This is a genomic window from Paraburkholderia rhizosphaerae, from assembly GCF_004366595.1.
In the GTDB taxonomy this organism is placed as follows: Bacteria; Pseudomonadota; Gammaproteobacteria; order Burkholderiales; family Burkholderiaceae; genus Paraburkholderia; species Paraburkholderia rhizosphaerae.
The window spans coordinates 16,187-42,322 of record NZ_SORE01000027.1 but is presented as its reverse complement, the minus strand read 5'-3'; the positions used below and the strand labels follow the sequence as shown (position 1 = coordinate 42,322).

Below are 26,136 nucleotides of genomic sequence, written 5' to 3'. Positions count from 1 at the left end.
TGAAGCGTTAGCCGTTCTGCTTCATCCGGTATTCGGCGCTGCGCGCGTGCGCGGGCAAACCTTCGCCGTATGCGAGTTCCGCCGCGATCTCACCGAGCGTTTGCGCGCCTTCCGAACTGACTTCGATCACGCTCGAACGCTTGAAGAAATCATAGACGCCAAGCGGCGACGAGAACCGTGCGGTACGCGACGTCGGCAGCACGTGGTTCGGGCCCGCGCAGTAGTCGCCGAGACTCTCGCTGGTATAGCGGCCAAGGAAAATCGCGCCCGCATGGCGGATTTGCTGCGCCCATTGCTGCGGCTCGAGTGCCGAGATTTCGAGGTGCTCCGGCGCAATATCGTTTGCAATCGCGCACGCTTCGGCCATGTCGCGCACTTTGACCAGCGCGCCGCGGCCCGACAGCGAAGTCTCGATCACGTCGCGCCGCGGCATGGTCGGCAGCAGTTCGTTGATCGCATCTTCGACGCGCGCGATGAACGCGTCGTCCGGGCACAGCAGGATCGATTGCGCGAGTTCGTCATGCTCGGCCTGCGAAAACAGATCCATCGCGACCCAGCGCGGATCGGTCGTGCCGTCGCACAGCACGAGAATTTCCGACGGTCCGGCAATCATGTCGATGCCGACCGTGCCGAACACCCGCCGCTTCGCCGACGCGACATACGCATTGCCCGGTCCGCAGATCTTGTCGACCGCGGGCACCGTTGCGGTGCCGTACGCCAATGCGCCGATCGCCTGGGCGCCGCCGATCGTAAATACGCGATCGACGCCGCCGAGCAGCGCGGCTGCGAGCACGAGCGGATTCTTCACGCCGTCCGGTGTCGGCACGACCATCACGATTTCACGCACGCCGGCCACCCGCGCCGGAATCGCATTCATCAGCACCGACGACGGATACGCCGCCTTGCCGCCCGGCACATAGATACCGGCGCGATCGAGCGGCGTCACCTTCTGGCCCAGCACGGTGCCGTCCGCTTCCGTGTATTGCCAGCTATGGCTGCCGCACTCGATCTTCTGTTTCTCGTGATACGCACGCACGCGCGCGGCCGCCGCTTCGAGCGCCGCGCGACGCTTCGGTCCGAGCCCGTCGAGCGCCGCTTCGAGCTCCGCTAGCGGCAATTCGAGCGCGGCCACGTTTTTCGCCGCGAGCCGGTCGAAGCGATTCGTGTACTCGAGCACGGCGTCATCGCCGCGCGCCTTGACGTCGGCGAGGATCTGCGCGACCGAGCGCTCGATCGCCTCGTCTTCGCTCGCCTCGAACGCGAGCACCGCATGCAACGATTTCTGGAAGCCGTCAGCGCGGGAATCGAGTTTGCGAATCTTGATAGACATGCTGATATCCGTTTCGGTAAAACGCGCGGGCCGCCTTCGCATCCGTTCGCGGTGCGAGGCGCCCGTGCGTCGTCACGCCGCGCGCCTCGATGCGCGTTCGAACGCGTCGAGGAATGGCCGCAGCGCGGTGCGCTTCAATTTCAGCGCGGCCTGATTCACGACGAGGCGCGACGAGATCGGCATGATCTCCTCGACCTCGACCAGATTGTTCGCGCGCAGCGTGCCGCCCGAGCTGACCAGGTCGACGATCGCATCGGCAAGACCGACCAGCGGCGCAAGCTCCATCGAGCCGTACAGCTTGATCAGGTCGACGTGCACGCCTTTCGCCGCGAAATGCTCGCGCGCGGTTTGCACATACTTCGTCGCGACCCGCAATCGCGCGCCCTGGCGCACCGCGTTCGCATAGTCGAAACCGGCCTTCACCGCGACCGACATCCGGCAGCGCGCGATATCCAGATCGACCGGTTGATACAACCCGCTGCCGCCATGCTCGATCAGCACGTCCTTGCCAGCGACGCCGAAGTCGGCTGCACCGTATTCGACGTAGGTCGGCACATCGGTCGCACGCACGATGATCACCCGCAGGTTCGGATCGGTGGTCGGCAGAATCAGCTTGCGCGACGACTCCGGATCTTCCGCGACCTGCACGCCGGCGGCCGCGAGCAGCGGCACCGTTTCCTCGAAAATACGCCCTTTTGACAACGCAAGCGTTAAGGGCACGCCGACCGCCTGCGCGGAAGACGTCTGCTGCGACGCGCGTGGCTGCAACGTGCTCATGCCTGCTTACCCGACACGCGCCGCACATTGGCGCCCACTGCGGTGAGCTTCACTTCCATCCGGTCGTAACCACGGTCCAGGTGATAGATACGGTCGATCAGCGTTTCGCCTTCGGCGCACAGACCCGCAATCACGAGACTGGCCGACGCGCGCAGATCGGTCGCCATCACCTTCGCGCCGGACAGTTTCGCTACGCCGTTCACCAGCGCGGTATTGCCGTCGATCGTCACGTTCGCACCGAGCCGGTTCAACTCCTGCACGTGCATGAAGCGGTTCTCGAAAATCGTTTCGACCACGCGCGACGGGCCGTCGGCGACCGCATTGAGCGCCATGAACTGCGCCTGCATATCAGTCGGGAACGCCGGATATTCGGATGTGCGGAACGACACCGCGCTCGCGCGCCGATTCATCCGCACGCGCAGCCAGTCATCGCCTTCGTCGATCGTGACGCCGGCTTCGCGCAGCTTGTCGATCACCGCTTCGAGCGTCTGCGGGCGCGTATGGCGCAGTGTCACATCGCCGCCCGCAGCTGCGACCGCGCACAGGAACGTGCCAGTTTCGATACGATCCGGCACCACCGTATGCTCGGCGCCGTGCAGCTTGTCGACGCCTTGAATCACGAGACGGTCGGTGCCGATCCCGTCGATCTTCGCGCCCATCGCCACCAGCAGATGCGCAAGATCGCCGACTTCCGGTTCGCGCGCCGCGTTCTCCAGCACCGTCTCGCCTTCGGCGAGCACCGCCGCCATCAGCAGGTTTTCGGTGCCGGTCACGGTGATCATGTCGGTGATGATGCGCGTGCCCTTCAGCCGCTTCGCACGCGCTTCGATAAAGCCATGCTCGATGCTGATCTCGGCGCCCATCGCCTGCAGGCCCTTGATGTGCTGATCGACCGGCCGCGCGCCGATCGCGCAGCCGCCCGGCAGCGACACCTTCGCCTCGCCGAAACGCGCAACCAGCGGACCGAGCACGAGGATCGACGCGCGCATCGTCTTCACGAGTTCGTACGGCGCGACGAGGTTGTTCACCTTCGACGCATCGAGCATCACCTTTCCCGCGCCTTCGACCGTCTCCGCCTGCACGCCCATCTGGCGCAGCAGCTTCAGCGTGGTGCGCACGTCCTGCAGGTCGGGCACATTCGCGAGCTGTACCGGGTCCGCGCTCAGCAGACTTGCGCAAAGAATCGGCAACGCCGCATTCTTCGCCCCCGAAACCTTGATCTCCCCTGCCAACTGCCGGCCGCCTTCGATGACGAGTTTGTCCATGCCTGTCGGTTCCTGATCGTTGCGCGCGATGATTTGCGCGGGTTGCACATCAAGTTGCGCATGAGCGGAAAGTTCAGTGGCGCCGCTCACAACGCCGTGGCTGTCTTGTGTAATACGCACTAGTGTTCCAGATTACGCGCTCTGCCATTCGGCAGGCGTCAGTGTTTTCATGCTGAGGGCGTGGATCTCTTCGCGCATGCGGTCGCCGAGCGCCGCGTACACCAGCTGATGACGCTGAATCAACCGCTTGCCTTCGAAGCTCGGCGAAACGATGGTCGCAAAGAAATGCTGGCCATCGCCATCGACCTCGAGGTGCTCGCACGGCAGGCCGGCGGAGATGTAAGTCTTGATCTGTTCGGGAGTCGGTAACATGGGACGCTCCTGGTCAGTGGCGCAGCTTGTAGCCGCTTGCAAGCAGACGCATTGCGAGCACGGCCAGCACCACGAAAAATGCGGCGACGATTGCAAGGCTCACGAGCGGATTGATATCCGACTCACCGAAAAAGCCATAGCGAAAGCCGTCGATCATGTAGAAAAACGGGTTGAGCCGCGACACCTCGCGCCAGCCAGGCGGCAGCGAATGAGTCGAATAGAACACGCCCGACAGGAACGTGAGCGGCACGATAATAAAGTTCTGAAACGCCGCGAGCTGGTCGAACTTCTCGGCCCAGATGCCCGCCACCACACCCAGCGTACCGAGAATCGCCGAACCCAGCACAGCGAACAGCACGATAAAGAGCGGCGCGGTGAAGCTCACCGGCACGAACCAGATCGTCACGATAAACACGCCGAAGCCGACCGCGAGGCCGCGCATCACCGATGCGAGCACATAGGCGCCATACATTTCCCAATGCGACAGCGGCGGCAGCAACACGAACACGAGATTGCCGGTGATCTTCGACTGGATCAGCGACGACGAGCTGTTCGCAAACGCGTTCTGCAGCACGCTCATCATCACGAGGCCGGGAATCAGGAAGCTCGTGTAGCCGACTCCGCTATACACCTGTACATGATCGCGCAGCGCGTGACCGAAGATCATCAGGTACAGCAGCGCGGTGACGATCGGCGCGAGCACCGTCTGGAATGCAACCTTCCAGAACCGCAGGAGCTCTTTGTAAAACAGCGTGCGAAACCCGCTCATGCAAGACCCTCGATCATTTCCGGCGTGTTCATCACCTGCACGAACACGTCTTCGAGATCCGCCTTGCGCACCTCGATTTCATCGAATGTACAACCGGCCGCGCGGCACTGCGCGAGAATCCGTTCGACCTCGTCGTAGTTTGTCAGGCGCAGCAGATGCTCGCGCGTATTCACCGCGCCCGAATCGACTTCGAGTGCGCGCAGATCGGCCGGCAGCACACCCTGCGCGAAGCGCACGAAGAGCTGCAGGCCCGCGAAGCGCCGCAGCAGGTCACTGGTGCGATCGAGCGCGACCACTTCACCACGCCGCAGCATCGCGATGCGATCGCACAGCGATTCGGCTTCTTCGAGGTAATGCGTGGTCAGCACGATCGTGTGGCCCTCGCCGTTCAAACGCGAGATGAATTTCCACAGCGTCTGGCGCAGTTCGACGTCGACACCGGCGGTCGGCTCGTCGAGCACGATGACCGGCGGCCGGTGCACGAGCGCCTGGGCGACCAGCACGCGCCGCTTCATGCCACCGGACAGCGCGCGCATGTTCGCATCGGCCTTTTCGGTCAGATCGAGATTGGCCATCACTTCGTCGATCCAATCATCGTTTCGACGCAGACCGAAGTATCCGGACTGGATGCGCAGCGTTTCGCGCACGGTGAAAAACGGATCGAACACCAGTTCCTGCGGCACGACGCCGAGTGCGCGGCGCGCGCCGCGGAAATCGTCGACGACATCGTGACCGCGCACCGCAACGCTACCTTCGTCGGCGCGCGCAAGACCCGCGAGGATGCTGATGAGCGTCGTTTTGCCCGCGCCATTCGGGCCGAGCAGCCCGAAAAACTCACCCTCTTCGACCGTCAGGCTCACGCCTTTGAGCGCCTGCAGACTCTTGTAGCGCTTCTTGACGTTACGGAATTCTATGGCTGGCATGACTATGCGCCGCCGGGGGGCAGCGACTGAAAAGTGCGCTTCGCGCACGAGAAAAGTGCAAGGAAAAGCAAAATTGGGGCCGATTGCTCGCCCCAAAAAACGTTTGATTATAGGCTAAAAGGCTGCGGCAAACGTCGGGGTAAAAGCCGACACGTCGCCGGCTTTATCCGTGCATCAGGATGGTGAGCGCTCGGTATCGAGTGAGCGTGAATGTCGCGCCGACAGCAACGTGTCGACGCCATAGGCTTGCGCAAGACTGGCAAGCCCGGCGGGAAGATTGACGATTTCGAGTGTGGCGCCGCGTGCGCTAGCCGCGCGCTGCCATGCGAGCAGCACCGCGAGCGCCGACGAATCGAACTGCGTGAGCGGCGCGCAATCGACGCTGCGCGCGCCGCCCGCGATCCGCTCAAGCCCGCTCGCAAGCGTCGCGCGCGCGCTCGCGTGGGTCAGCGTCGGGCCAGTCGCAAAACCGCCTGCGACGTTACCGGCGACGTTGCCAGCGAGATTGCCAGGAAGCGGCGCGCGGTTCACGACTGCTTGCCTGCCGCCAGTTGCTGGTTGCGCTGCGTGAGGAACTGGATCAGCCCGTCGACGCCATGCTGCTGGATCTGCTCGTTGAACTGCTGCTGGTAGGCCTGGATCAGCCACGCGCCGAGCACGTTGATGTCATACACGCGCCAACCTTGCGGCGTTTTGTACAGGCGGTAGTCGAGCTCGATCTGCTGACCGTTGTTCATCACCGTCGAACGCACGACCACGTCGGTATCGTCCGGATTCGCGCGGAACGGCCTGTACTGGATTTCCTGGTTCTTCACCTGCGCGAGCGCGCCCGCGTACGTGCGGATCAGCAGCATCTTGAACTGCTCGATGACCTGCTGTTGCTGCTCCGGCGTCGCAGTGCGCCAGCTGCGGCCCATCGCGAGTTGCGTGGTGCGACGGAAATCGATGTACGGCAGGATTTTTTCGTTGACGAGCTGCGTGATCCGGTTGATATCGCCTTGCTGGATCGATTTGTCCGAACGGATCGTGTCGACCACCTGCTGCGTGACGGTCTGCACCATCTTGTCCGGGTTATTGGTGTCGACGGCTTGCGCAAACGCGACGCTGCCGAACGAGAACAATGCTGCAAATAACGGGATAAAGAAGAATTTTTTCATTTCCAGTCCTGCAAAAAAGAGATCGCTAACTTCGATCTGACAATATCACGCAAGTTCTATCCTAAACCATCGGAAACTTGCGAGAGTTGTATCCCGCTGTTACGGGCGCTCGCGGTACCGGATCGGGTTAGCGTAACCTCAGCGACGGATAACGTCCCGGCGGGACAACCTGGCCGCCCGGCACCGTGGTCGGCGACGGCATGCCGTTCGAGTCGACCGGCGGCTGAGCCTGCGTGCCGGAAGCCGGAATAGCACCTTCAGCAGCCGGTGTGCCCGAGGTGTCCTGCGACGCACCCGGAGCCGCCGACGACGCGGGCATGGCCGGCGCCGCGGGCGCGCCAGCTGCGCCGGCCGCAGGCGCCCCTGCCGCGCCCGCACCCTCCTGATCGTAGTTCGGCAGCGGCGCGCCATCGCCATAGTTCGGCAGCGAACCGCTGTTGCCGCCCGTCAGCAGGAATTGCCGGCGTTGCAGATACGCGTTGCGCACGAACGAGTACTTGTCGAGCGCAGCGCCTTCCAGCAAGTTGGTCGCGCTCAGCAGATTCGCACGCGTGTTGACCAGCTGCACGCCCCACAAGCTCCAGCTGATCGCGTCCGAATCGATATACGAAATCGGATTCGCGAAGTAGTTGCCGACGTAGCCGGCCGCGTCGCGCACCGTGCTCGGCCCGAACAGCGGCAGCACCAGATACGGCCCCGCCGGCACGCCATAGTGCCCAAGCGTCAGACCGAGGTCATTGTCATGCTTCGGCAGCTTCGCAATGGTCGCGACGTCGAACAGGCCGCCGACGCCGAACACCGTGTTGATCACGATCCGCATGATGTCGCCGACGCCGTCGGCAATCTTTAGTTGCAGCAGGTTGTTCGCCGCGATGTAAACATCGCCGATGTTCGAGAAGAAGTTCGTCACGCTGTCGCGCACCGGCTGCGGCGTGATCTTCACGTAGCCCTGCGCGACCGGCTTGACCGCGTACTGGTCAACCTTGTCGTTGAACGTGAACACGGTCCGGTTGAAGCCTTCCCACGGATCTTCCTTGGTCGGCGTCGTAACGGTCGCACAACCGGCCAAAACCGCTGCCGCAAGCGCGATCGCCGCGGCGCGCTGGGGTTTGATCTGCAATCCTTTTCTCCTTATTGTGCCGCGCCCGAAGCGGGTTGAGCCGGCGCCGCAGCCGGAGCGGGGGGCGACCCCGGCTTCGCTGCGCCGGCATCGGCGGCCTTGCTATACAGGAACTGTCCAATCAGGTTCTCGAGCACGATCGCCGACTGCGTCATCGCAATCGTGTCGCCGGCCTTCAGCATTTCCGTATCGCCGCCCGGCTCGAGCCCGATGTATTGCTCACCCAGTAGCCCCGACGTGAGGATCTTCGCGGAGCTGTCCTTCGGAAACTGGTACTGCTTGTCGATATCGATCGTCACGACCGCCTGGTACGTGTTGCTGTCGAAGCCGATCGACCCGACACGGCCAACCGTCACGCCGGCGCTTTTCACCGGCGCGCGCGGCTTGAGGCCGCCGATATTGTCGAACTTCAGCTTGACCGGGTAGGTCGCCTGAAACGACAGCGAGCTCATATTGCCGGCCTTCAGCGCAAGGAACAGCAGCGCAATAAAGCCCAGCACCACGAACAGGCCGACCCAGAAGTCGAGAGCAGTTTTTTTCATCGTCATCCCAAAGTAAATCATCACGCGCCAACGCGCAGCGCAGGGCGCGCGCGCCCCGCGCCGCCTTGCGGCGCACCCTCGCGGGACTTAGCTGAACATCAGTGCGGTCAGCAGGAAATCGAGGCCGAGTACTGCAAGCGATGCATAGACGACTGTCTTCGTCGTCGCACGCGACACGCCTTCGGGTGTCGCCTTCGCTTCGTAGCCCTGGAAAAGCGCGATGAACGTCACCGCAAAACCGAACACAATGCTCTTGATCACGCCGTTGCCGACGTCGCGCCAGACATCGACGCCACCTTGCATCTGCGACCAGAACGCGCCGGAATCGACGCCGATCAGCAGCACACCCACCACATATCCGCCGACGATGCCCACCGCGCTGAAGATCGCGGCCAGGATCGGCATCGCGACAATGCCGGCCCACATACGCGGCGCGACGACCACCTTCACCGGGTCGACCGCCATCATCTCCATCGCGGTCAGCTGCTCGCCGGCCTTCATCAGGCCGATTTCGGCGGTGAGCGACGTGCCCGCGCGCCCGGCGAACAGCAGCGCCGTGACGACCGGCCCGAGTTCGCGCACGAGCGACAGCGCGACGAGCAGGCCGAGCGCCTGTTCGGAGCCATAGCGGTTCAGCGTGTAGTAGCCCTGCAGGCCCAGCACGAAACCGACAAACAGCCCCGACACCGCGATGATCACGAGCGAGTAATTACCGACAAAATGAATCTGCTTTGTGACAAGCCGTGGACGGCGCAGCAGCGGAAAAAATTCGAGCACCAGTCGCACGAACAGGCGCGCGGCGTAGCCGGCGGTGCCGAGGCCGTCGAGAACGGATCGTCCGATTGACGAAATCATGACCGGCCTCCCGCGTTGACGTCCGCACTGAGGCCGAAATCCGCCGCGAGCGACGCGCCGCCCGAGTAGTGAAACTTGAAAGGACCGTCCGGCGCGCCGTCGATAAATTGCCGCACGGTCGGGTCGGACGATGCGCGCAGTTCATCCGGCGTGCCCTGCGCGTGCACGCCGCCGTTCGCGAGAAAGTACACGTAGTCGGCGATTGCGAACGATTCGGGCACGTCGTGCGTGACGAGTATCGACGTGGCGTTGAGCGCACTGTTCAGCGCGCGGATCAGGTTCGCGGTGATGCCGAGCGAAATCGGGTCGAGGCCGGCGAACGGCTCGTCGTACATCATCAATTCGGGATCGAGCGCAATCGCGCGCGCGAGCGCCACGCGCCGCGCCATGCCGCCGGAAATCTGCGACGGCGCGAGATCGCGCGCGCCGCGCAACCCGACTGCGTTGAGCTTCATCAGCACCAGGTCGCGGATCAGTTCTTCGGGGAGATCGGTGTGCTCGCGTAGCGCAAATGCGACATTCTCGAACACCGACATGTCGGTGAAGAGCGCGCCGAACTGGAACAGCATGCCCATCCGGCGACGCAGCGCGTACAGGCCATCGCGCGTCTGCGCGCCGATGTCCTCGCCATGAAACAGCACCTGGCCGCGCCGCGCGCGCTCGAGGCCGCCGATCAGCCGCAGCACCGTGGTTTTGCCACATCCGGAGCCGCCCATGACCGCCACGACCTGGCCGCGCCCAAAGCGCAGGTTCAGGTTCGATAGAACGAGCCGATCGTTGTTGTAGCCGAAGTCGACGTCGCGTAGCTCTAGGAGGGTCTCGGAAGAAGAAGGCAACTCTGACAGTCCTTTACACGGAAGGCGAATTATAGGGCCATCGTGAGTTTGCTGCCGCGATGCGTTCCGTCCCCTTACTTAATCTGACAAATTCTTATCGAAAGCTTTTTGAAGGGACGCGACGGCCGCCGCGGGATCGGCGGCTTCCGTCACCGCACGCACCAGCGCCGCGCAGCGCGCGCCCGTTGCAAGCACGTCAGGCAGCACGTCGGCGCTGATACCGCCGATCGCGACCAAAGGCACCACGCCGTCGAGCAGCCGCACATAGCGCTCGAGTCGTGCGAGGCCTTGCGGCGCGGTCGGCATCACCTTCGTGGTAGTCGCGAAGACCGCGCCAAGCGCGATGTAGCTGGGCCGGAAATGCAGCGCGGTCAGCATTTCGTAGTAGCCGTGCGTCGACAGACCGAGCCGCAGGCCGGCCGCCGCGACCGCGTGCAGATCGGCGGTGTGCACGTCTTCCTGGCCGAGGTGGACACCGTACGCACCCGCGTCGATGGCATCCCGCCAGTGATCGTTGATGAACACGCGGGCGTCGTGCGCGCGCCCCGCCGCAACCGACCGCTCGATCTCGCGCAGCAGTTCGCCGGGCCCAGCCGTCTTGCGGCGCAGCTGGATTGTCTTCACGCCGAAAGCGGCGACCCGTTCGACCCATTCTGCGGTCGGCAGCACCGGATACAGACCCAGGTCGTGCGGACACGGCGCGAACGGTTGCGCAGGCGCAGCCGGCAAGCCGACGACGCGCGGAAAACGCGCGAAATCGGACGGCCACGCATCGGCCGCACGCTTTTCGTCGCCGTCGCGCCACGCGAGTGCCAGCACCAGTGCATCGTGCGGAGCAAAGCCACAATCGAGAAACGCGGCCAGCGCCGCGATCCAGTCTTCCGCCAGCTGACCTTCGAGCCGGTAGCGCTCGCCGCCCAGATGCAACGTCGCGCCGCCCGTGCCCGCTTCGATCACGCCGGCGCCCTGCACAATCCAGCGCGCAATGTTCTCGCCATGATGCTGTTCGTCCGCGACCACGATCAGATCGCCGCCGTTCGGTTGCTCCGGCGGAGTCAGGCAGAGACGCCACGGAGCAAGCGTCGGCGGCCAGTCGCCAAGGCGTGCGCGAATCCGTTCAGTGGCTTCGGTGAGTTCGTCGGCGGGCGGCCAGAACAGGTCGCGGCCCGCGAGCTTCAGCGTCTGAGTCATGCCGCGGCGCTCCCATCCTGATGCCAGAACGGCATGCCGACCACCGGCGTGCTCGCGTGCGCGGCTTCGCGTTCGGCCATCGGCCCAGCGAGAAACGCGGTACGGCCGGCTTCGACGCCGAGCGCGAACGCGCGCGCCATCGTCTCCGGATGAGTCGCCTGCGACACCGCCGTGTTCAGCAGCACGCCGTCGAAGCCCCACTCCATCACCTGACTTGCGTGGGACGGCACGCCGAGCCCGGCGTCGACGATCAGCGGCACGTCGGGCAGCCGTTCGCGCAACACGCGCAACCCGTACGGATTGACCACGCCCTTGCCGGTGCCAATCGGCGCACCCCACGGCATCAGCGCTTCGCAACCGGCGTCGAGCAGACGCCGTCCGATCACCAGGTCTTCAGTGCAATACGGCAGCACCTTGAAGCCGTCCTTCACGAGCTTTGCAGCGGCTTCGATCAGGCCGACCGGATCGGGTTGCAGCGTGTAGTCGTCACCGATCAGCTCGAGCTTGATCCAGTCGGTTTCGAACACCTCGCGCGCCATCTGCGCGGTGGTGATCACTTCAGCGATCGTCTGGCAGCCGGCCGTGTTCGGCAGCAGCGGCACCGCGTGACGCTTCAGCAGATCGAAAAAGCCCGCTTGCGCGCTGCCTTCGTTCATCTGCCGGCGCAGTGCGACCGTGACCATGCCAGGCTGCGCGGCCGCGATCGAATCGGACAGCGATTGCAGCGACGGATAGCGCGACGTGCCAAGCAGCACGCGGCTCGCGAAAGTCTCGCCGTATAGCGTGAGCGCGTCGGCGGGCGCGGATTGAGTGGAAGTCATCGGTCAGTCCTTGCCTGTGGCAGTTGCCTGGGTCTTTGTGCTGTCTGTGTTGGGATGCGGCACGGCGTAGTCACTCTGTGGCACGCTAGCCGCCCGCGACCGGCTGCACGACATCGAGCCGGTCGCCCGTGCTTAGCGGGCGCGCCGCATGCTGCGCACGCGCGACGAAATCGCCATTCAGCGCAACCGCGAACGGCGGCCGGGCGCCAAACGCGGCGAGCGCGTCGGCAACCGTCGCGCCCTCGGGCAAGGTCAGCGGCTTCTGGTTGACTTGAATATCCATGATGGTTTGCATCTACGTTGTTCGCGAAGCGATGTTCGAATCGAGGTTGTCGGTGTCGTCGTGCTGCTGGCCGGCTCACGCAAGCTCAAGCGGGCTCGCGCGTGTCGGCATCACGCGGGCTCCGTTGATCGGGATGGAACAGCTCGTTCCAGCGCGCGTGGTCCCGCCAGTCGGCAAATGCATCGGCGTCGGCGAGCTTGCCGTCAGCGAGCGCGAGCGCAAAGCGCACCGCTTCGTCGGCGACTTCCGGCGCGATCATGTAGCCGTGCCGGTACAGGCCATTCACGCGCAGCGTCTTTCCACCGTCCCAGACGAGCGCCGGACGATGGTCAGGCAACGTCGGCCGGCACTGCGAATTCAACTCCAGGATGCGCGCTTCGCCGAAACCGGGATGCACCGAAAACGCGGCACTCAATAGTTCGAGCGCAGAGCGCACGCTGACTGGCGACATATCTTCACCTTCCACTTCAGTCGCGCCGATCACATACAGGTCGTTCTGCTTCGGCGCGACGTAAAGCGGATAGCGCGGATGCAGCAGCCGCACCGGACGCGCAAGCCCGATGCCCGGCGCGTGCACGCGCGCGACCTCGCCGCGGATGCCGCGCAGCGTCGGCAACGCCGGCTTCGCGCCAAGGCCGCGGCAATCGATCGTGACGCGCGCCGCTGGCAGCGCGCGGTCATCGACCGGCGTGTTCCAGTGCGTCTGTACGCCGCGCTCGGAGAGACCCGCGGCCAATGCCGCCAGCACCTGCCGGTTGTCGAGCTGCCCTTCATGCGGCAGCAGCCAACCTTGCGCGAAGCGCCCGCCGAGCGCGGGCTCAGCGGCATTGATCTGCACACCGGACAACGCAAGCAGGCCACCGTCGAGCAGTTCCGCCGGCGCATTCGCGCGCAGCCGCCGCTCGAACAGCGGCGCCTCGCTGCGGTCGCTGTGATGCCAGACGACGAGCGTGCCGTTGCGCTGGAAGAACACCGGCTCGGGCAGTTCGGCAATGATGCGCGGCCAGATATCGAGCGAAGCCGCGCCGAGCCGGGTGATCAGCAATTCCGCGCTGGCCGCTTCGGCAAGCGGCGCGAGCATCGCGGCGGCGACCCACGCGGCCGACTGTGTGCCGGCCGCGTCGCCGCGCTCGTACAGGGCGACGCTGCACCCTGCGCCGGCCAACCGCCACGCGACAAGCCGTCCGCACAGCCCGCCGCCGATCACGGCGAAATCGGGCTGCGAGCCGGTCCGCACCGCGGAACTCGCAGGCGCGCTCATAGCAACCGCCCGTTGCGCGATGCAGCAAACCTCACCGCGCCGCCACGAGCGCGTCGAACGAACTGGGGACAGGCCAGACAAAAAACTGAAATATGAGCGGTCATCGGATCCTTTCCGTACGGCAACAAAACGCACGTACACAAGGACGAAACTCGCGGAGGCGGCAGCAGACGCGGCGGCAGGTGGAACCGGCCGGACCCTGGCCTTCGGATGAAAGCCGCCCGGCAGGAAACGAAAGACTTCGAAACTTCCCGCGCCGGTATTACCCGGATCGGGTGCGAAGGGTCTCTCTCAGCCTCGCCGCGATGTATGTCCGCGCCAAAGCACCCCTGTTTCGTCCTGGTCATTAGAACATAAAAGACCCTTCGCGAAAACCCGAGGGTTTCACGGGCGTACGCGATGCAAGCTCAAGCACACACGCGGCAGGACAAATTCAATATGAGCCACACAAGCGGCTCTGACATAATGCGCGACACGCAGTCGGTATGCGTAGCGGTCTGACGCCGTGGCCAATCCGGCCATCGCCGATCCCCAATCGTCGATGGCGAACCACCGGCACGGCGGATGCCCGCTGTCGCACGAATTAAGTTCCGGTTAAGCGTTCGCCGCGACAATCGCGCCTCGGACGAACCCCGGCGAACGCGTCGTCGTGTCGCCCCGCGCGTCGCGTCGAATGGCATTACAGAACGCCGCATCAAAGCACGCGCTTCAGAGGACGCATATGACCGAAAACCCGAACAGCTCCGCGGACATCACCGCGTGGGGTCTCATCAAGCCCTACTGGGTGTCTGAGGACAAATGGCGCGCGTGGGGCCTGCTCGCGATCGTCGTCGCGATGAACATGACGATGGTGGCCGCCAACGTGTGGTTCAACCGCTGGCAAGGCATCTTCTTCGACGCGATCCAGCAGTACAACTACCCTGTTTTCAAGCATTCACTGCTGCAGTTCACGGTCATCGCGCTCGCGTTGATCCTGCTCGGCTCGTACCGCACGTACTTTCGCCAGATGCTCGAATTTCGCTGGCGGCAGTGGCTCACGACCAAGTACCTGAATGCATGGCTCGGCGACGACGCGTTCTACCGGATCGAGCGCGACCGCCTCGCCGACAACCCCGACCAGCGGGTTTCCGCCGACCTGCAAGGTCTCGCGAGCAACACGCTGAACCTGTCGCTTGGCCTGCTGTCGACTACCGTCACCCTGTTCTCGTTCATCGTGATTCTGTGGAATCTGTCCGGCGCGCTCGCGTTCCCGGTGTTCGGCCATCAGATCTCGATTCCCGGTTACATGGTGTGGGTCGCGCTGATTTACGCGGCAATCGGCTCGTGGATCACGCACAAGGTCAACCACCCGCTGGTGTCGATCAACTACCAGCAGCAGCGCGTCGAAGCGGACTTCCGTTTCTCGTTGATCCGCATTCGTGAGAACGCCGATCAGATCGCGCTGTATAAAGGCGAAGAGGCGGAAGAGAAATCGCTGCAAGGCGTGTTCGGCCATATCCGCGACAACTGGCGGCTGGTGATGCGTTTCACGCGGCGCCTATCGATCGTCGTGATCAGCTACTCGCAGCTCGCGATCGTGTTTCCGTATATTGCGGCCGCCCCGAAGTATTTTTCGAAAGCTATTTCGTTCGGCGTCTATCAGCAGTTGACCAGCGCATTCGGCACCGTCAGCGATTCGTTCTCGTGGTTCATCAACAATTACGATTCGCTCGCCGAGTGGCGCGCAACCGTCAATCGTCTGCGGGAATTTCACCGCGTAATGCGCGACCAGCATCTGCATGAGTCGGTGGTCGGAGGGACCGCGCACGGCGGCATCAACGTCCGCATGACGGACACACCGGTACTCGACGTGCAGGACCTCGTGCTCAAGCGCCCGGACGGCCAGCCGATCGCGACGATCGGCTCGTTCAGGATTGCCCGCAAGTCGCGCTGGATGGTGCGCGGACCATCGGGTGCCGGCAAGAGCACGCTGCTGCGCGCGCTCGCGGGACTGTGGCCGTTCGGCGAAGGCGCGATCGAAGCTCCGGTTGGCGCGAAGCTGCTGTTCATTCCACAGAGCAGCTATTTGCCTATCGGTACGCTGAAGGCGGCGCTCTGCTACCCGTCGCTGGAAGACGCGTTTAGCGACGACGCGTGCCGTGAAGTGCTCACGGTCTGCCGGCTGCCAGAGCTTGCCGATCGTCTCGCCGAATCGGCGCATTGGGAACGGACGTTGTCGCCCGGCGAACAACAACGTGTCGCAGCCGCACGTGCGCTGTTGCAAAAGCCCGACTTCCTGTTCCTCGACGAAGCGACGAGCGCGCTCGATCCGGAGAACGAAGCGGCAATCTACACCGCGCTCAATGAGCGGCTTACCGATTCCGCGATCGTCAGCGTCGCGCATCGCAAGACGCTCGAAGCTTTCCACGATCAGACGCTGTACGTCGAGCGCGCGATCGAACGCGAAGCCGCGTAAGCGGCGCGGCGCGGTGTCTGTCGCGAGCGCGCGACGGGCACCGCGATGCCAGGGTGGACGGCATCGAGCGCGCGGTCGGCAAGGCCGCCTTTTGCTCGTCTAACGCAGGTGACTAATCGCTACGCACGATGCGCGTCGATGCTCACCAGCGATCTCGTCGCACACACAACTTTCCTGCCACTGCATTTTTGCAGCGCGCCCGGTTCCGGCGGTCCGCTCATTCTCCTGCTGCATCGTCCGCGCGACCCGGTGCGACCGGATCGACCACCGCGCGTCGTTCATCCTTCAGGCTGTGCGTGCCGGAAACAAAGGACAAGTCGCCCGCTGATGCGACCGCTGTCATCTGATGGTACTTTCGCGTGCATGAAGACGATCGTTCTCGGCGCCGGTGTGATCGGCGTAGCCACCGCTTTCTATTTGCGTGAACGCGGATGCGACGTCACCGTCGTCGAACGCGAAACGGATGTCGCACTCGAAACGAGTTTCGCCAACGCGGGCGTGATCGCGCCGGGCTATGTGACGCCGTGGGCCGCGCCCGGCATGCCTGCAAAAATTCTCAAGTACCTGTTTAGACCCGCTTCGCCGCTGATCTTCCGCCCGACGCTCGACGTCGCGCAATGGCGCTGGATCGGCCGGTGGCTGCGCGAATGCGAACTCGAGCGGTTCCGGGCGAACAAGCAACGGATGCAGCGCGTCGCGCACTACAGCCGCGCGTGCCTGCACGAATTCCGCGCGGCGCACCCGTTCGAGTACCGGCGCAGCCATGGCTATCTGCAGCTCTTTCGTACCGGATACGACGTCGAGCACGCGCAGCCCGCGCTCGCCGTTCTGCGCGATGCCGGCGTCCCGCACCGCGAATTGAGCGGCGCGCAATGCGTGGCGATCGAGCCCGGGCTGCGCTGGGCGCGCCACGCGCCAACCGCGGGCCTGTATTTGCCCGACGACGAATGCGGCGACTGCGCCGCGTTCACGCGCGAACTGCGCGTGGTCTGCGAGCGGCGCGGCGTGCAGTTCCGCTTCGATACGCGAGTGAGCGCACTGGATGTGCGCGGCGGTGCGGCGCGCGGCGTGCATGTCGAGAGCGTACAAGGCAGCGAGACGCTCGCGGCCAACGCGGTCGTCGTCGCGGCGGGCGTCGATAGCGCTGCGTTGCTGGAGCCGAGCGGCGTACGGGTACCGCTTTATCCGGTGAAAGGCTATTCGGCCACACTGCAGGTCATCGACGACCAGAAAGCGCCGCGCGCCGCACTGATGGATGAGGCGCTGAAAACGGCGATCACGCGTCTCGGGCCCAATCTGCGGGTCGCCGGCACGGCGGAACTCGGCGATCGGCAAGCGACGCTGCGCGAACAGTCGCTGCGCACGCTTCTGAAAGTGCTCGACGACTGGTTTCCTCACGCGAGCGCGCCGTCGTCCGCGCAATTCTGGGTCGGGCGCCGGCCGATGATGCCGGACGGTGCGCCGCTACTCGGCCCGTCCGGCATCGACCACCTGTGGCTAAACATCGGGCACGGCTCGACGGGTTGGGCGATGGCGCTCGGGTCGGGACGCGTGGTCGCCGATCTGGTGACGCAAAGGCGCCCCGAGATCGACCTCGATGGACTGACGATTGCGCGCTATCGCGGGTGAGTGAAGCGTCTGCGCGCGTGGCGTGCGTGTGGCACGCGTGCGTGTGGTGGGCGTGTGGTGTGTTCGTGGCGCGCCCGGTGCATGCCGTCGCGCGCACACGCACAGCCAGCAGTGATTCATCGATTCACGAATCGCGGCACACACACCAGCCATCAACGCGCGACAACCGGCACGCTCGTCAGTGCGCGATAACGTGCGCCAGTGCGCGCAAGCGTGCTCGAATACAGCGTCAACGAATCGAACCGCGCGAACAGATTGTCCGGCGCATCCGGTGCGCGTCCCGCCGCAGGCGCATCGCGGCGATAGCGCCCAAGCGTCACATGCGGCCGAAAAGCGCGCGCATCGACTGTCAAACCCAGATTGATCGTCAGCGAACGCACGTGCCGGTCGAGCGCGATGAATTCGTCGGACATCGCGAGCATCGCCACCGTCAGCCGTGGATGCGAGGCGCGCGGCCAGTGTTCGATGCGCGTCACTGGCGTCGGCGTCAATCGAATCGGCTGCAAAGCCAGCGCGCCGATCAGCGCGGTCCCGAGTTCATGCGTCAATGCGCCGATAAACCTGACCGTCAGATGCAATTGTTCGTGAGGCACGCGGCGCGCCGCAGCGGGAACCGGCACCGCGGCGAGCGCATCGCGCGTTGCGGTGTCGGGCACGAGCGCGATGAAACAGCGCTGCCAGCCTTGCATCGCATCATGCCCGGCTTCGGTCCCGGCGTCGCCGCCGGTTTCGGTGGAGGAGTCGTGCTGCTGCATCGCTTCGGTCGACGCCAGTCGCGCGGCAAAGTCATCGTCGCATTATCGCCGTACGGGCGCGAATCGGCGATCACGCGTCCTTTGCCGTTGAATCCAGCCGGCTACGCGCAGACGCCGCGTGTCAACGCAACGCCGGGCGTCCGACGCAAGAAAACGAAAGGCCGGGTCACCCTCGCGGGCGCCCGGCCTTCCGGACGTGACCATCAGGCCGCAAGCCCGATGCCACACCTGTCGTCTCCACCTCTTCCTGCAAAAAAAGCCTGACGTCCCGGCAGCCAGGACCTCGCTGGTCCGCCTGCCTCAGTGAACGCCTATGCGCGTTAGCGCGGCAACTCCGACGAGCCCATCAGATACGCGTCGACCGAGCGCGCGCACTGCCGACCCTCGCGAATCGCCCACACGACCAGCGACTGGCCGCGACGCATATCGCCCGCGGTGAACACCTTGTCGACCGACGTGTAATACGCATTGTCGCCTTCCGTCGACGCACGCACGTTGCCGCGCGCATCCTTGTCGACGCCGAACGCTTCGAGCACCGGCGACAGCGGTTGCGTAAAGCCCATTGCGAGTAGCACGAGGTCGGCCTTCATTTCGAATTCCGAGCCCGGCACTTCCTGCATCTTGCCGTCCTTCCATTCGACGCGCGCGGCGACGAGCTTCTCGACCTTGCCGTTCTTGCCTTCGAAGCGCTTGGTCGCGACCGCCCAATCGCGCTCGCAGCCTTCCTCGTGCGACGACGACGTCCGCAGCTTGACCGGCCAGTAAGGCCACACGAGCGGCTTGTTTTCCTCTTCGGGCGGTTGCGGCAGCAGTTCGAATTGCGTGACGTGCTTCGCGCCGTGGCGGTTCGACGTGCCGACGCAGTCCGAACCTGTGTCCCCGCCGCCGATCACGATCACGTGCTTGCCCTTCGCGAGAATCTGGTCCGCGACCTTGTCGCCCGCATTGACCTTGTTCTGCTGTGGCAGAAACTCCATCGCGTAGTGAATGCCCGCGAGTTCGCGCCCCGGCACCGGCAAATCGCGCGGCGTTTCCGAGCCGCCCGCGATCACCACCGCGTCGAACTGTTCCTTGAGTTCGGCAGGCGTAATCGTGTCTTTCGCAGTATTGCCGATATGCGCGGGAATCGCGTCTTTTCCGACGAACACGTTCGTGCGGAACGTCACGCCTTCGGCTTCCATCTGGCGCATCCGGCGGTCGATCAACCACTTCTCGAGCTTGAAGTCGGGGATGCCATAGCGCAGCAAGCCGCCGATACGGTCATTCTTTTCGAACACCGTCACTTCATGGCCGGCGCGCGCGAGCTGCTGCGCAACCGCGAGCCCCGCCGGACCCGAACCGACCACCGCGACCTTCTTGCCGGTCTTGTGCTTCGGCGGCTGCGGCGCAACCCAGCCTTCGGCCCACGCCTTGTCGATGATCGCGTGTTCGATCGATTTGATGCCGACCGGGTCGTCGTTAATGCCGAGCGTGCAAGCTGCCTCGCACGGCGCCGGGCAGATGCGGCCCGTGAACTCGGGGAAATTGTTGGTCGAGTGCAGCACTTCGATCGCGTTCTTCCAGTCCTGGCGGAACACCAGATCATTGAAGTCCGGGATGATGTTGTTGACCGGGCAGCCGTTGTTGCAGAACGGAATGCCGCAGTCCATGCAGCGTGCGCCTTGAATCTTCGCGTCTTCGTCGGTGAGTGCCGACACGAATTCCTTGTAATGCTTCACACGCGTGAGCGGAGCTTCGTACGCCTCATGGCGGCGTTCGAACTCGAGAAAACCGGTTGCCTTGCCCATGTGGTTCTCGTGTCTATCCAGATCGGTGGGGTGGCACCCGCTACCGCACTTCGTGGCGAGCGGCGGGTGCGCAGATTAATGTCTTTGCTACAGGCTGACGTCGCGGCGGTCAAAACCGCCGGCGAATCAGGCCGCGAGCACTTCGCTGCTGGCCTTCTTCGCGCCCAGTTCGCCGAGCGCACGCTTGTACTCGGTCGGGAAGACCTTGACGAACTGGCGGCGCGCCGCGTCCCAGTTTTCCAGCAGCGCCTTCGCACGCGGCGAGCCGGTGAACTGGAAGTGACGCTCGATCAGGCCTTTGAGCAATGCTTCGTCGGTTTGACCTGCGTGCCACAGCGCCTTGTCGACCGTGCGTTCCTGCTCGGCCTGCTGCAGCACCGGGTCGAGTGTGACCATCGATTTGTTGCACTTGCCGGCGAACGTGCCCTCCGGGTCGTACACATACGCGAGGCCGCCGGACATGCCCGCCGCGAAGTTGCGGCCCGTCTCGCCGAGCACGACAACCGTGCCGCCCGTCATGTACTCGCAGCCGTGGTCGCCGGTACCCTCGACGACCGCCGTCGCGCCCGAGTTGCGCACGCAGAAGCGCTCGCCCGCGACGCCGCGGAAGAACGATTCGCCTTCGATCGCGCCGTACATCACCGTATTACCGCAGATGATGTTTTCCTCGGACTTGCCGCGGAAGTCGTTGGTCGGACGGATGATGATCCGGCCGCCCGACAGGCCCTTGCCGACGTAATCGTTGCCGTCGCCGACGAGATCGAGCGTGACGCCCTTCGCGAGGAATGCGCCGAAGCTCTGACCTGCGGTGCCCTTCAGCTGGATATGCACGGTGTCGTCGGGCAGACCGTCGTGGCCGTACTTCTTCGCGATCGTGCCGGACAGCATCGCGCCGACCGTACGGTTCACGTTGCGCACTGGCTGGATAAACGACACGTGCTCGCCCTTCTCGATGGCCGCCTTCGCCTTTTCGATCAGCGTGTGATCGAGCGCGCGATCCAGGCCGTGGTCCTGCGATTCGACGTGCAGACGCGCGACGTCCGCCGGCACTTCCGGCTGATAGAACACGCGCGAGAAGTCGAGACCCTTCGCCTTCCAGTGCTCGACGCCCTTCTTCATGTCGAGCAGATCCGCGCGGCCGATCAGTTCATCGAACTTGCGCAGACCCAGTTGCGCCATGATCTCGCGCACTTCTTCAGCGACGAAGAAGAAGAAGTTCACCACGTGTTCCGGCTGGCCCTTGAACTTCGCACGCAGCACCGGGTCTTGCGTCGCAACGCCGACCGGGCACGTGTTCAGGTGGCACTTGCGCATCATGATGCAGCCTTCGACGACCAGCGGCGCGGTCGCGAAACCGAACTCGTCCGCGCCAAGCAGCGCGCCGATCACGACGTCGCGGCCGGTCTTCATCTGGCCGTCGGCTTGCACGCGGATGCGGCCGCGCAGGCGGTTCAGCACCAGCGTCTGCTGCGTTTCCGCGAGGCCGAGCTCCCACGGCGTGCCTGCGTGCTTGATCGACGACAGCGGCGACGCGCCGGTGCCGCCGTCATGGCCGGCGATCACGACGTGATCGGCCTTGGCCTTCGCGACGCCCGCGGCCACCGTGCCGACGCCCACTTCCGAGACGAGCTTTACCGAAATGCTGGACGACGGATTCACGTTCTTCAGATCGTGAATCAGCTGCGCGAGGTCTTCGATCGAGTAGATGTCGTGGTGCGGCGGCGGCGAGATCAGACCGACGCCCGGCACCGAGTAGCGCAGCTTGCCGATGTACCCGGACACTTTGTGACCCGGCAGCTGACCGCCTTCGCCCGGCTTCGCGCCTTGCGCCATCTTGATCTGGATCTGATCGGCCGACGCGAGGTACTCCGCAGTTACGCCGAAGCGGCCCGATGCAACCTGCTTGATCTTCGAGCGCAGCGAATCGCCGTCCTTCAGCGGAATGTCGACGATCACTTCATCGCCGATCACCGACTTCATCGTGTCGCCGTTTTTGATCGGAATGCCGCGCAGTTCGTTGCGATAGCGCTTTTCGTCCTCGCCGCCTTCGCCGGTGTTCGACTTGCCGCCGATCCGGTTCATCGCGACCGCGAGCGTTGCGTGCGCTTCGGTCGAGATCGAGCCGAGCGACATCGCACCCGTTGCGAAACGCTTGACGATGTCCTTCGCCGACTCGACTTCGTCGAGCGGAATCGCCTTCATCGGATCGAACTTGAATTCGAACAGACCGCGGAACGTCATATGACGCTTCGTCTGATCGTTGATCAGATGCGCGTATTCCTTGTACGTCTGGTACGAGTTGCTGCGCGCCGAGTGCTGCAGTTTCGCGATCGCATCCGGCGTCCACATATGCTCTTCGCCGCGCACGCGGTATGCGTATTCGCCACCGGCATCGAGCATCCCCGCGAGCACCGGGTTGTCGCCGAACGCTTCGCGATGCAGACGGATCGCTTCTTCCGCGACTTCGAAAAGACCAATGCCGCCGACCTTCGACGCGGTGCCCTTGAAGTACTTCAGCACGAGCTCTTCGGCGAGGCCAACCGCTTCGAAAATCTGCGCGCCGGTGTACGACATGTACGTCGAAATGCCCATCTTCGACATGACCTTCTGCAGGCCCTTGCCGACTGCCTTCGTGAAGTTGTAGATCGCCTTGTCCGCCGACAGGTCGCCCTTCAGACCGCTTGCCAGTTGTGCGAGCGTTTCCATCGCGAGGTACGGGTGCACGGCTTCCGCGCCGTAGCCCGCGAGCAGCGCGAAATGGTGCGTTTCACGCGCGGAGCCGGTTTCGACGACCAGACCCGTGCTGGTGCGCAGGCCTTGCGTGACCAGGTGCGTATGAATTGCCGACGTGGCGAGCAGCGCCGGAATCGCGACATTGTCGCGGTCGGTCTTGCGGTCCGACACGATCAGCATGTTGTAGCCGGACTTCACCGCATCGACAGCTTCCGCGCACAGCGAAGCGAGGCGCGCTTCGATGCCTTCCTTGCCCCACGCGACCGGATAGCAGATGTTCAGTTCGTACGAGCTGAACTTGCCACCGGTGTACTGATCGATCGCGCGGATCTTCGCGATGTCCTTGAAGTCGAGCACCGGCTGCGACACTTCGAGACGCATCGGCGGGTTGATGTTGTTCGTATCGAGCAGGTTCGGCTTCGGCCCGACGAACGACACCAGCGACATCACCATGTTTTCGCGGATCGGGTCGATCGGCGGGTTCGTCACCTGCGCGAACAGCTGCTTGAAGTAGTGGTACAGCGTCTTGTTCTTGTTCGACATCACCGCGAGCGGCGAGTCGTTGCCCATCGAACCGACCGCTTCTTCGCCGGCCTGCGCCATCGGCGCCATCAGGAACTTCAGGTCTTCCTGCGTGTAGCCGAACGCCTGTTGACGGTCGAGCAGCGCCGCTGCTTCACGGCGTTCCGTGAGCACGTCCTCGGCCTTCGGTTCGATCTCGTCCAGCTTGATGCGCACCGCGTCGATCCAGCTCTTGTACGGCTTCGCGTTCGCGAGGTTGTCCTTTAGTTCCTTGTCGTCGATGATGCGGCCCTGGTCCATGTCGATCAGGAACATCTTGCCCGGCTGCAGACGCCACTTCTTGACGATCTTCGACTCGGGAATCGGCAACACGCCGGCCTCCGACGCCATGATCACGAGATCATCGTCGGTGACGAGGTAGCGCGCCGGACGCAAGCCGTTACGGTCGAGCGTCGCACCGATCTGACGGCCGTCGGTGAACGCGATCGCCGCGGGGCCGTCCCACGGCTCCATCATCGCGGCGTGGTATTCGTAGAATGCGCGACGGTTGTCGTCCATCAGCGTGTGCTGTTCCCACGCTTCCGGAATCATCATCATCATTGCGTGCACGAGCGGGTAGCCGGCCATCAGCAGCAGTTCGAGACAGTTGTCGAACGATGCGGTGTCGGACTGGCCCGGATAGATCAGCGGCCACAGCTTCGGCAGGTCGTCGCCGAGCACGTGCGATGCGATCGCGCCGGTGCGCGCGTTCAGCCAGTTGACGTTGCCCTTCACCGTGTTGATTTCGCCGTTGTGCGCGATCAGCCGGTACGGGTGAGCGAGCTCCCACGCGGGGAACGTGTTCGTCGAGAAGCGCTGGTGCACGAGCGCCAGGGCCGACACGACACGTTCATCCTGCAGGTCGCGATAGTAAACGCCCACCTGGCCCGCAAGCAGCAAACCCTTGTAGACGATCGTGCGCGCCGAGCACGACGGCACGAAGTATTCCTTGCCGTGCTTGAGCTTCAGCGCCTGGATGCGGTGGCTCGCGGTCTTGCGGATCACGTACAGCTTCCGCTCGAGCGCGTCGGTCACCATGATGTCCTTGCCGCGACCGATAAAGATCTGGCGGATCAGCGGCTCGCTCGCCTTCACGGTCGGCGAGATCGGCATCGAATGATCGACCGGCACGTCGCGCCAGCCGAGCACGACCTGGCCTTCAGCCTTCACCGTGCGCTCGAGCTCCTGCTCGCACGCGAGACGCGATGCATGTTCCTTCGGCAGGAAGATCATGCCGACGCCGTATTCGCCGGCAGGCGGCAGCGTCACGCCTTGCCTGGCCATTTCCTCGCGATAGAAGCCGTCGGGAATCTGAATCAGGATGCCGGCGCCGTCGCCCATCAGCGGATCGGCGCCGACCGCGCCACGGTGGTCGAGATTCTCGAGAATCTTCAAGCCCTGCTCGATGATCTCGTGGCTTTTCTTGCCCTTGATATGCGCGACGAAACCGACGCCGCACGCGTCGTGTTCGTTTTGCGGGTCGTACAGACCTTGCGCCGCTGGAACCGTATGGATCGGTTGCTGTTGGTCGTTCATGGGGGGACACCGTCTGTCAGAGGCCGGGCGGCCGTTAAATCGTCTGCTTACCGTTTCGGGTTGCCGTAGCGGGTGGGGAACTCCGCTGCAACCGCACGGACACCGAGGTACGCGTGCGCGCCCCGGCTCACCGGAATTCGGAATATACGCGACGAATCAATGAAATAGCAAACAAAACATGGTGATAGAACCCCAATTATCACAATGGTGCATTGCGCATTAGATTAATTGGTTCCATATCAAATGCAGGCAAAAGAAAACGGCATGCGAACATGCCGTTTTTTGCAAACCCTTGATGCTAAATGGTTAATTGCCGCGTCATGGCAGGCTCACTGGGTTTGCGGTGTCTCGCGGACTTTGCGCGGCCGGCCGCGCGGCAACGGCGAAACGCGACGGTTCGCTGCGCGCGCCGCCCATTCGCGGTACGAGTCGCTGCCGAGCACCCAGCCTTTGAGTGTCGCCTGCTGCAACTGACTGGCTTCGCGTTCATCGAGCGGCTGTTCGCATAGTTCGCGATACGCGCGCTGCCGCTCGAACGGCGTATTGCCGAGCGACCAGTACAACGGATGATCGGTGATCAGGCTGTCGAGCGTGAGGCCGATGTGATGCCGGTAACTCGACCATCGGTAGTCCTCGGGCGTGCCAACCAGCTGGCTGCGCACCGGCGACATTTCGACGACCCGGCTTGCGAGCAGAAAGTAGCGCTCGCCCTCGATTACCGTTGCGCGGTATCGCCCTTCCCACAACGTACCGCGTCGCGAGTACCGCCGGTTGAAGTGCGCGACGTAACGTCGGCCCACCGCCTGCATCGCCTTCGGCAGGCTCGACTCGTCGGTCGGTGTGACGAGCAGTTGCACTGCGCCTGGCATCAGCGCATACGCATGAACCGCGAGGTGATGATCGCGTGAAGCCGCCTTCAGACAATCGATGAAGAGTTCGTAGTCCTGGTCGTCGACAAACGCGGGCTGCTGGTCGAGTCCGCGCAGGATCACGTGTTGCGGCTGGTCAGGAACATAAAGACGTGCAAGCCGTGCCATGCTGGATTATCCAAATTCGCGTTGGTAGATACCCGAAGGTCCGACAGGCGCCCCCGGCGCGGCGTTCCGCGCGGCGGGCCTGAGCCAGAAACCGCGCGCCGCCCAGAGTGAATGCTCTAGCCGACGCGTATGGTTTGTTTC

Annotated in this window: 22 protein-coding genes and 1 riboswitch; of the genes, 2 read left to right on the top strand and 20 right to left on the bottom strand. The window is 64.0% G+C overall.

Translation table 11 applies throughout. The annotated features are described in order from the left end of the window. Positions 1-7: 7 nt before the first annotated feature. The 16 genes from hisD to BX592_RS27450 form a co-directional block, all read right to left on the bottom strand. Positions 8-1,330: a histidinol dehydrogenase gene (hisD, locus tag BX592_RS27525; protein ID WP_134196450.1), complete on the bottom strand. Its 1,323-nt coding sequence runs from the start codon at positions 1,328-1,330 to the stop codon at positions 8-10. Positions 1,331-1,402: 72 nt separating this feature from the next. Continuing rightward, on the bottom strand, positions 1,403-2,107 hold the full coding sequence (gene hisG / locus BX592_RS27520; protein ID WP_134196449.1) for an ATP phosphoribosyltransferase: 705 nt from the start codon (positions 2,105-2,107) through the stop codon (positions 1,403-1,405). Next, complete coding sequence (gene murA, locus BX592_RS27515) at positions 2,104-3,372, bottom strand: UDP-N-acetylglucosamine 1-carboxyvinyltransferase (RefSeq protein WP_134196448.1); 1,269 nt, start codon at positions 3,370-3,372, stop codon at positions 2,104-2,106. The genes hisG and murA overlap by 4 nt, the downstream gene beginning before the upstream one ends. A gap of 132 nt (positions 3,373-3,504) precedes the next feature. Then, positions 3,505-3,744, bottom strand: coding sequence for a BolA family protein (locus BX592_RS27510; protein ID WP_134196447.1), 240 nt, complete (start codon positions 3,742-3,744; stop codon positions 3,505-3,507). Between the two features lie 13 nt (positions 3,745-3,757). Then, positions 3,758-4,513: an ABC transporter permease gene (locus tag BX592_RS27505; protein ID WP_134196446.1), complete on the bottom strand. Its 756-nt coding sequence runs from the start codon at positions 4,511-4,513 to the stop codon at positions 3,758-3,760. Beyond that, the gene (locus tag BX592_RS27500; RefSeq protein WP_134196445.1) at positions 4,510-5,436 is read right to left on the bottom strand and encodes an ABC transporter ATP-binding protein; all 927 of its coding nucleotides are present in this window, start codon (positions 5,434-5,436) and stop codon (positions 4,510-4,512) included. Before BX592_RS27500 ends, BX592_RS27505 begins: the two co-directional genes overlap by 4 nt. 174 nt (positions 5,437-5,610) lie before the next feature. Then, positions 5,611-5,886 (bottom strand): STAS domain-containing protein, encoded by a 276-nt coding sequence (locus tag BX592_RS27495; protein WP_243849759.1) that lies wholly within the window; start codon positions 5,884-5,886, stop codon positions 5,611-5,613. 77 nt (positions 5,887-5,963) lie between these two features. Next, positions 5,964-6,593, bottom strand: coding sequence for an MlaC/ttg2D family ABC transporter substrate-binding protein (locus BX592_RS27490; RefSeq protein ID WP_134196443.1), 630 nt, complete (start codon positions 6,591-6,593; stop codon positions 5,964-5,966). 127 nt (positions 6,594-6,720) lie between these two features. Next, a complete protein-coding gene (locus BX592_RS27485; protein ID WP_134196442.1) occupies positions 6,721-7,713 on the bottom strand; it encodes an MlaA family lipoprotein in 993 nt (330 codons plus the stop codon). An 11-nt stretch (positions 7,714-7,724) separates the two neighbouring features. Continuing rightward, a complete protein-coding gene (gene mlaD, locus BX592_RS27480) occupies positions 7,725-8,261 on the bottom strand; it encodes an outer membrane lipid asymmetry maintenance protein MlaD (RefSeq protein WP_208327985.1) in 537 nt (178 codons plus the stop codon). An 81-nt stretch (positions 8,262-8,342) separates the two neighbouring features. Then, positions 8,343-9,110, bottom strand: a complete 768-nt coding sequence (gene mlaE / locus BX592_RS27475) for a lipid asymmetry maintenance ABC transporter permease subunit MlaE (RefSeq protein ID WP_134196440.1) — start codon at positions 9,108-9,110, stop codon at positions 8,343-8,345. Next, a complete protein-coding gene (locus tag BX592_RS27470) occupies positions 9,107-9,946 on the bottom strand; it encodes an ABC transporter ATP-binding protein (RefSeq protein WP_134196439.1) in 840 nt (279 codons plus the stop codon). The genes mlaE and BX592_RS27470 overlap by 4 nt, the downstream gene beginning before the upstream one ends. A gap of 78 nt (positions 9,947-10,024) precedes the next feature. Then, the gene (gene thiE / locus BX592_RS27465) at positions 10,025-11,137 is read right to left on the bottom strand and encodes a thiamine phosphate synthase (RefSeq protein WP_134196438.1); all 1,113 of its coding nucleotides are present in this window, start codon (positions 11,135-11,137) and stop codon (positions 10,025-10,027) included. Then, on the bottom strand, positions 11,134-11,958 hold the full coding sequence (locus BX592_RS27460; RefSeq protein ID WP_134196437.1) for a thiazole synthase: 825 nt from the start codon (positions 11,956-11,958) through the stop codon (positions 11,134-11,136). The genes thiE and BX592_RS27460 overlap by 4 nt, the downstream gene beginning before the upstream one ends. 85 nt (positions 11,959-12,043) lie before the next feature. Then, positions 12,044-12,241: a sulfur carrier protein ThiS gene (gene thiS / locus BX592_RS27455; RefSeq protein WP_134196436.1), complete on the bottom strand. Its 198-nt coding sequence runs from the start codon at positions 12,239-12,241 to the stop codon at positions 12,044-12,046. An 85-nt stretch (positions 12,242-12,326) separates the two neighbouring features. Continuing rightward, entirely contained in the window at positions 12,327-13,478 is a 1,152-nt protein-coding gene (locus tag BX592_RS27450; protein ID WP_134196506.1) for an FAD-dependent oxidoreductase, read from the bottom strand. Between the two features lie 255 nt (positions 13,479-13,733). Continuing rightward, positions 13,734-13,843: riboswitch (TPP riboswitch) on the bottom strand. Between the two features lie 380 nt (positions 13,844-14,223). Between BX592_RS27450 and BX592_RS27445 the strand changes: the two genes are divergently transcribed. Together BX592_RS27445 and BX592_RS27440 are read left to right on the top strand one after the other, a co-directional pair. Then, the gene (locus BX592_RS27445; protein ID WP_134196435.1) at positions 14,224-15,957 is read left to right on the top strand and encodes an ABC transporter ATP-binding protein/permease; all 1,734 of its coding nucleotides are present in this window, start codon (positions 14,224-14,226) and stop codon (positions 15,955-15,957) included. 363 nt (positions 15,958-16,320) lie between these two features. After that, the gene (locus BX592_RS27440; RefSeq protein WP_134196434.1) at positions 16,321-17,586 is read left to right on the top strand and encodes a D-amino acid dehydrogenase; all 1,266 of its coding nucleotides are present in this window, start codon (positions 16,321-16,323) and stop codon (positions 17,584-17,586) included. Positions 17,587-17,738: 152 nt separating this feature from the next. On the opposite strand, the gene thpR is transcribed toward BX592_RS27440, so the two are convergent. From thpR to BX592_RS27420, 4 genes are all read right to left on the bottom strand, one after another. Then, positions 17,739-18,341 (bottom strand): RNA 2',3'-cyclic phosphodiesterase, encoded by a 603-nt coding sequence (thpR, locus tag BX592_RS27435; RefSeq protein ID WP_243849756.1) that lies wholly within the window; start codon positions 18,339-18,341, stop codon positions 17,739-17,741. A gap of 320 nt (positions 18,342-18,661) precedes the next feature. Beyond that, positions 18,662-20,128, bottom strand: a complete 1,467-nt coding sequence (locus BX592_RS27430) for a glutamate synthase subunit beta (protein WP_134196433.1) — start codon at positions 20,126-20,128, stop codon at positions 18,662-18,664. A 126-nt stretch (positions 20,129-20,254) separates the two neighbouring features. Then, complete coding sequence (locus BX592_RS27425; RefSeq protein ID WP_134196432.1) at positions 20,255-24,958, bottom strand: glutamate synthase-related protein; 4,704 nt, start codon at positions 24,956-24,958, stop codon at positions 20,255-20,257. A gap of 329 nt (positions 24,959-25,287) precedes the next feature. Further along, positions 25,288-25,995, bottom strand: coding sequence for a transposase (locus BX592_RS27420; protein ID WP_134196431.1), 708 nt, complete (start codon positions 25,993-25,995; stop codon positions 25,288-25,290). Positions 25,996-26,136 lie beyond the last annotated feature (141 nt).

Excerpts from the sequence above, each read along its gene's own strand:
- BX592_RS27505 (WP_134196446.1), bottom strand. The coding sequence starts at position 4,513 with ATGAGCGGGTTTCGCACGCTGTTTTACAAAGAGCTCCTGCGGTTCTGG.
- murA (WP_134196448.1), bottom strand. The coding sequence starts at position 3,372 with ATGGACAAACTCGTCATCGAAGGCGGCCGGCAGTTGGCAGGGGAGATC.
- BX592_RS27500 (WP_134196445.1), bottom strand. The coding sequence starts at position 5,436 with ATGCCAGCCATAGAATTCCGTAACGTCAAGAAGCGCTACAAGAGTCTG.
- BX592_RS27430 (WP_134196433.1), bottom strand. The coding sequence starts at position 20,128 with ATGGGCAAGGCAACCGGTTTTCTCGAGTTCGAACGCCGCCATGAGGCG.
- BX592_RS27440 (WP_134196434.1), top strand. The coding sequence starts at position 16,321 with ATGAAGACGATCGTTCTCGGCGCCGGTGTGATCGGCGTAGCCACCGCT.
- BX592_RS27460 (WP_134196437.1), bottom strand. The coding sequence starts at position 11,958 with ATGACTTCCACTCAATCCGCGCCCGCCGACGCGCTCACGCTATACGGC.
- BX592_RS27425 (WP_134196432.1), bottom strand. The coding sequence starts at position 24,958 with ATGAACGACCAACAGCAACCGATCCATACGGTTCCAGCGGCGCAAGGT.
- mlaE (WP_134196440.1), bottom strand. The coding sequence starts at position 9,110 with ATGATTTCGTCAATCGGACGATCCGTTCTCGACGGCCTCGGCACCGCC.
- thpR (WP_243849756.1), bottom strand. The coding sequence starts at position 18,341 with ATGCAGCAGCACGACTCCTCCACCGAAACCGGCGGCGACGCCGGGACC.
- mlaD (WP_208327985.1), bottom strand. The coding sequence starts at position 8,261 with ATGACGATGAAAAAAACTGCTCTCGACTTCTGGGTCGGCCTGTTCGTG.
- BX592_RS27490 (WP_134196443.1), bottom strand. The coding sequence starts at position 6,593 with ATGAAAAAATTCTTCTTTATCCCGTTATTTGCAGCATTGTTCTCGTTC.
- BX592_RS27420 (WP_134196431.1), bottom strand. The coding sequence starts at position 25,995 with ATGGCACGGCTTGCACGTCTTTATGTTCCTGACCAGCCGCAACACGTG.
- thiS (WP_134196436.1), bottom strand. The coding sequence starts at position 12,241 with ATGGATATTCAAGTCAACCAGAAGCCGCTGACCTTGCCCGAGGGCGCG.
- BX592_RS27510 (WP_134196447.1), bottom strand. The coding sequence starts at position 3,744 with ATGTTACCGACTCCCGAACAGATCAAGACTTACATCTCCGCCGGCCTG.
- BX592_RS27445 (WP_134196435.1), top strand. The coding sequence starts at position 14,224 with ATGACCGAAAACCCGAACAGCTCCGCGGACATCACCGCGTGGGGTCTC.
- thiE (WP_134196438.1), bottom strand. The coding sequence starts at position 11,137 with ATGACTCAGACGCTGAAGCTCGCGGGCCGCGACCTGTTCTGGCCGCCC.
- hisD (WP_134196450.1), bottom strand. The coding sequence starts at position 1,330 with ATGTCTATCAAGATTCGCAAACTCGATTCCCGCGCTGACGGCTTCCAG.
- hisG (WP_134196449.1), bottom strand. The coding sequence starts at position 2,107 with ATGAGCACGTTGCAGCCACGCGCGTCGCAGCAGACGTCTTCCGCGCAG.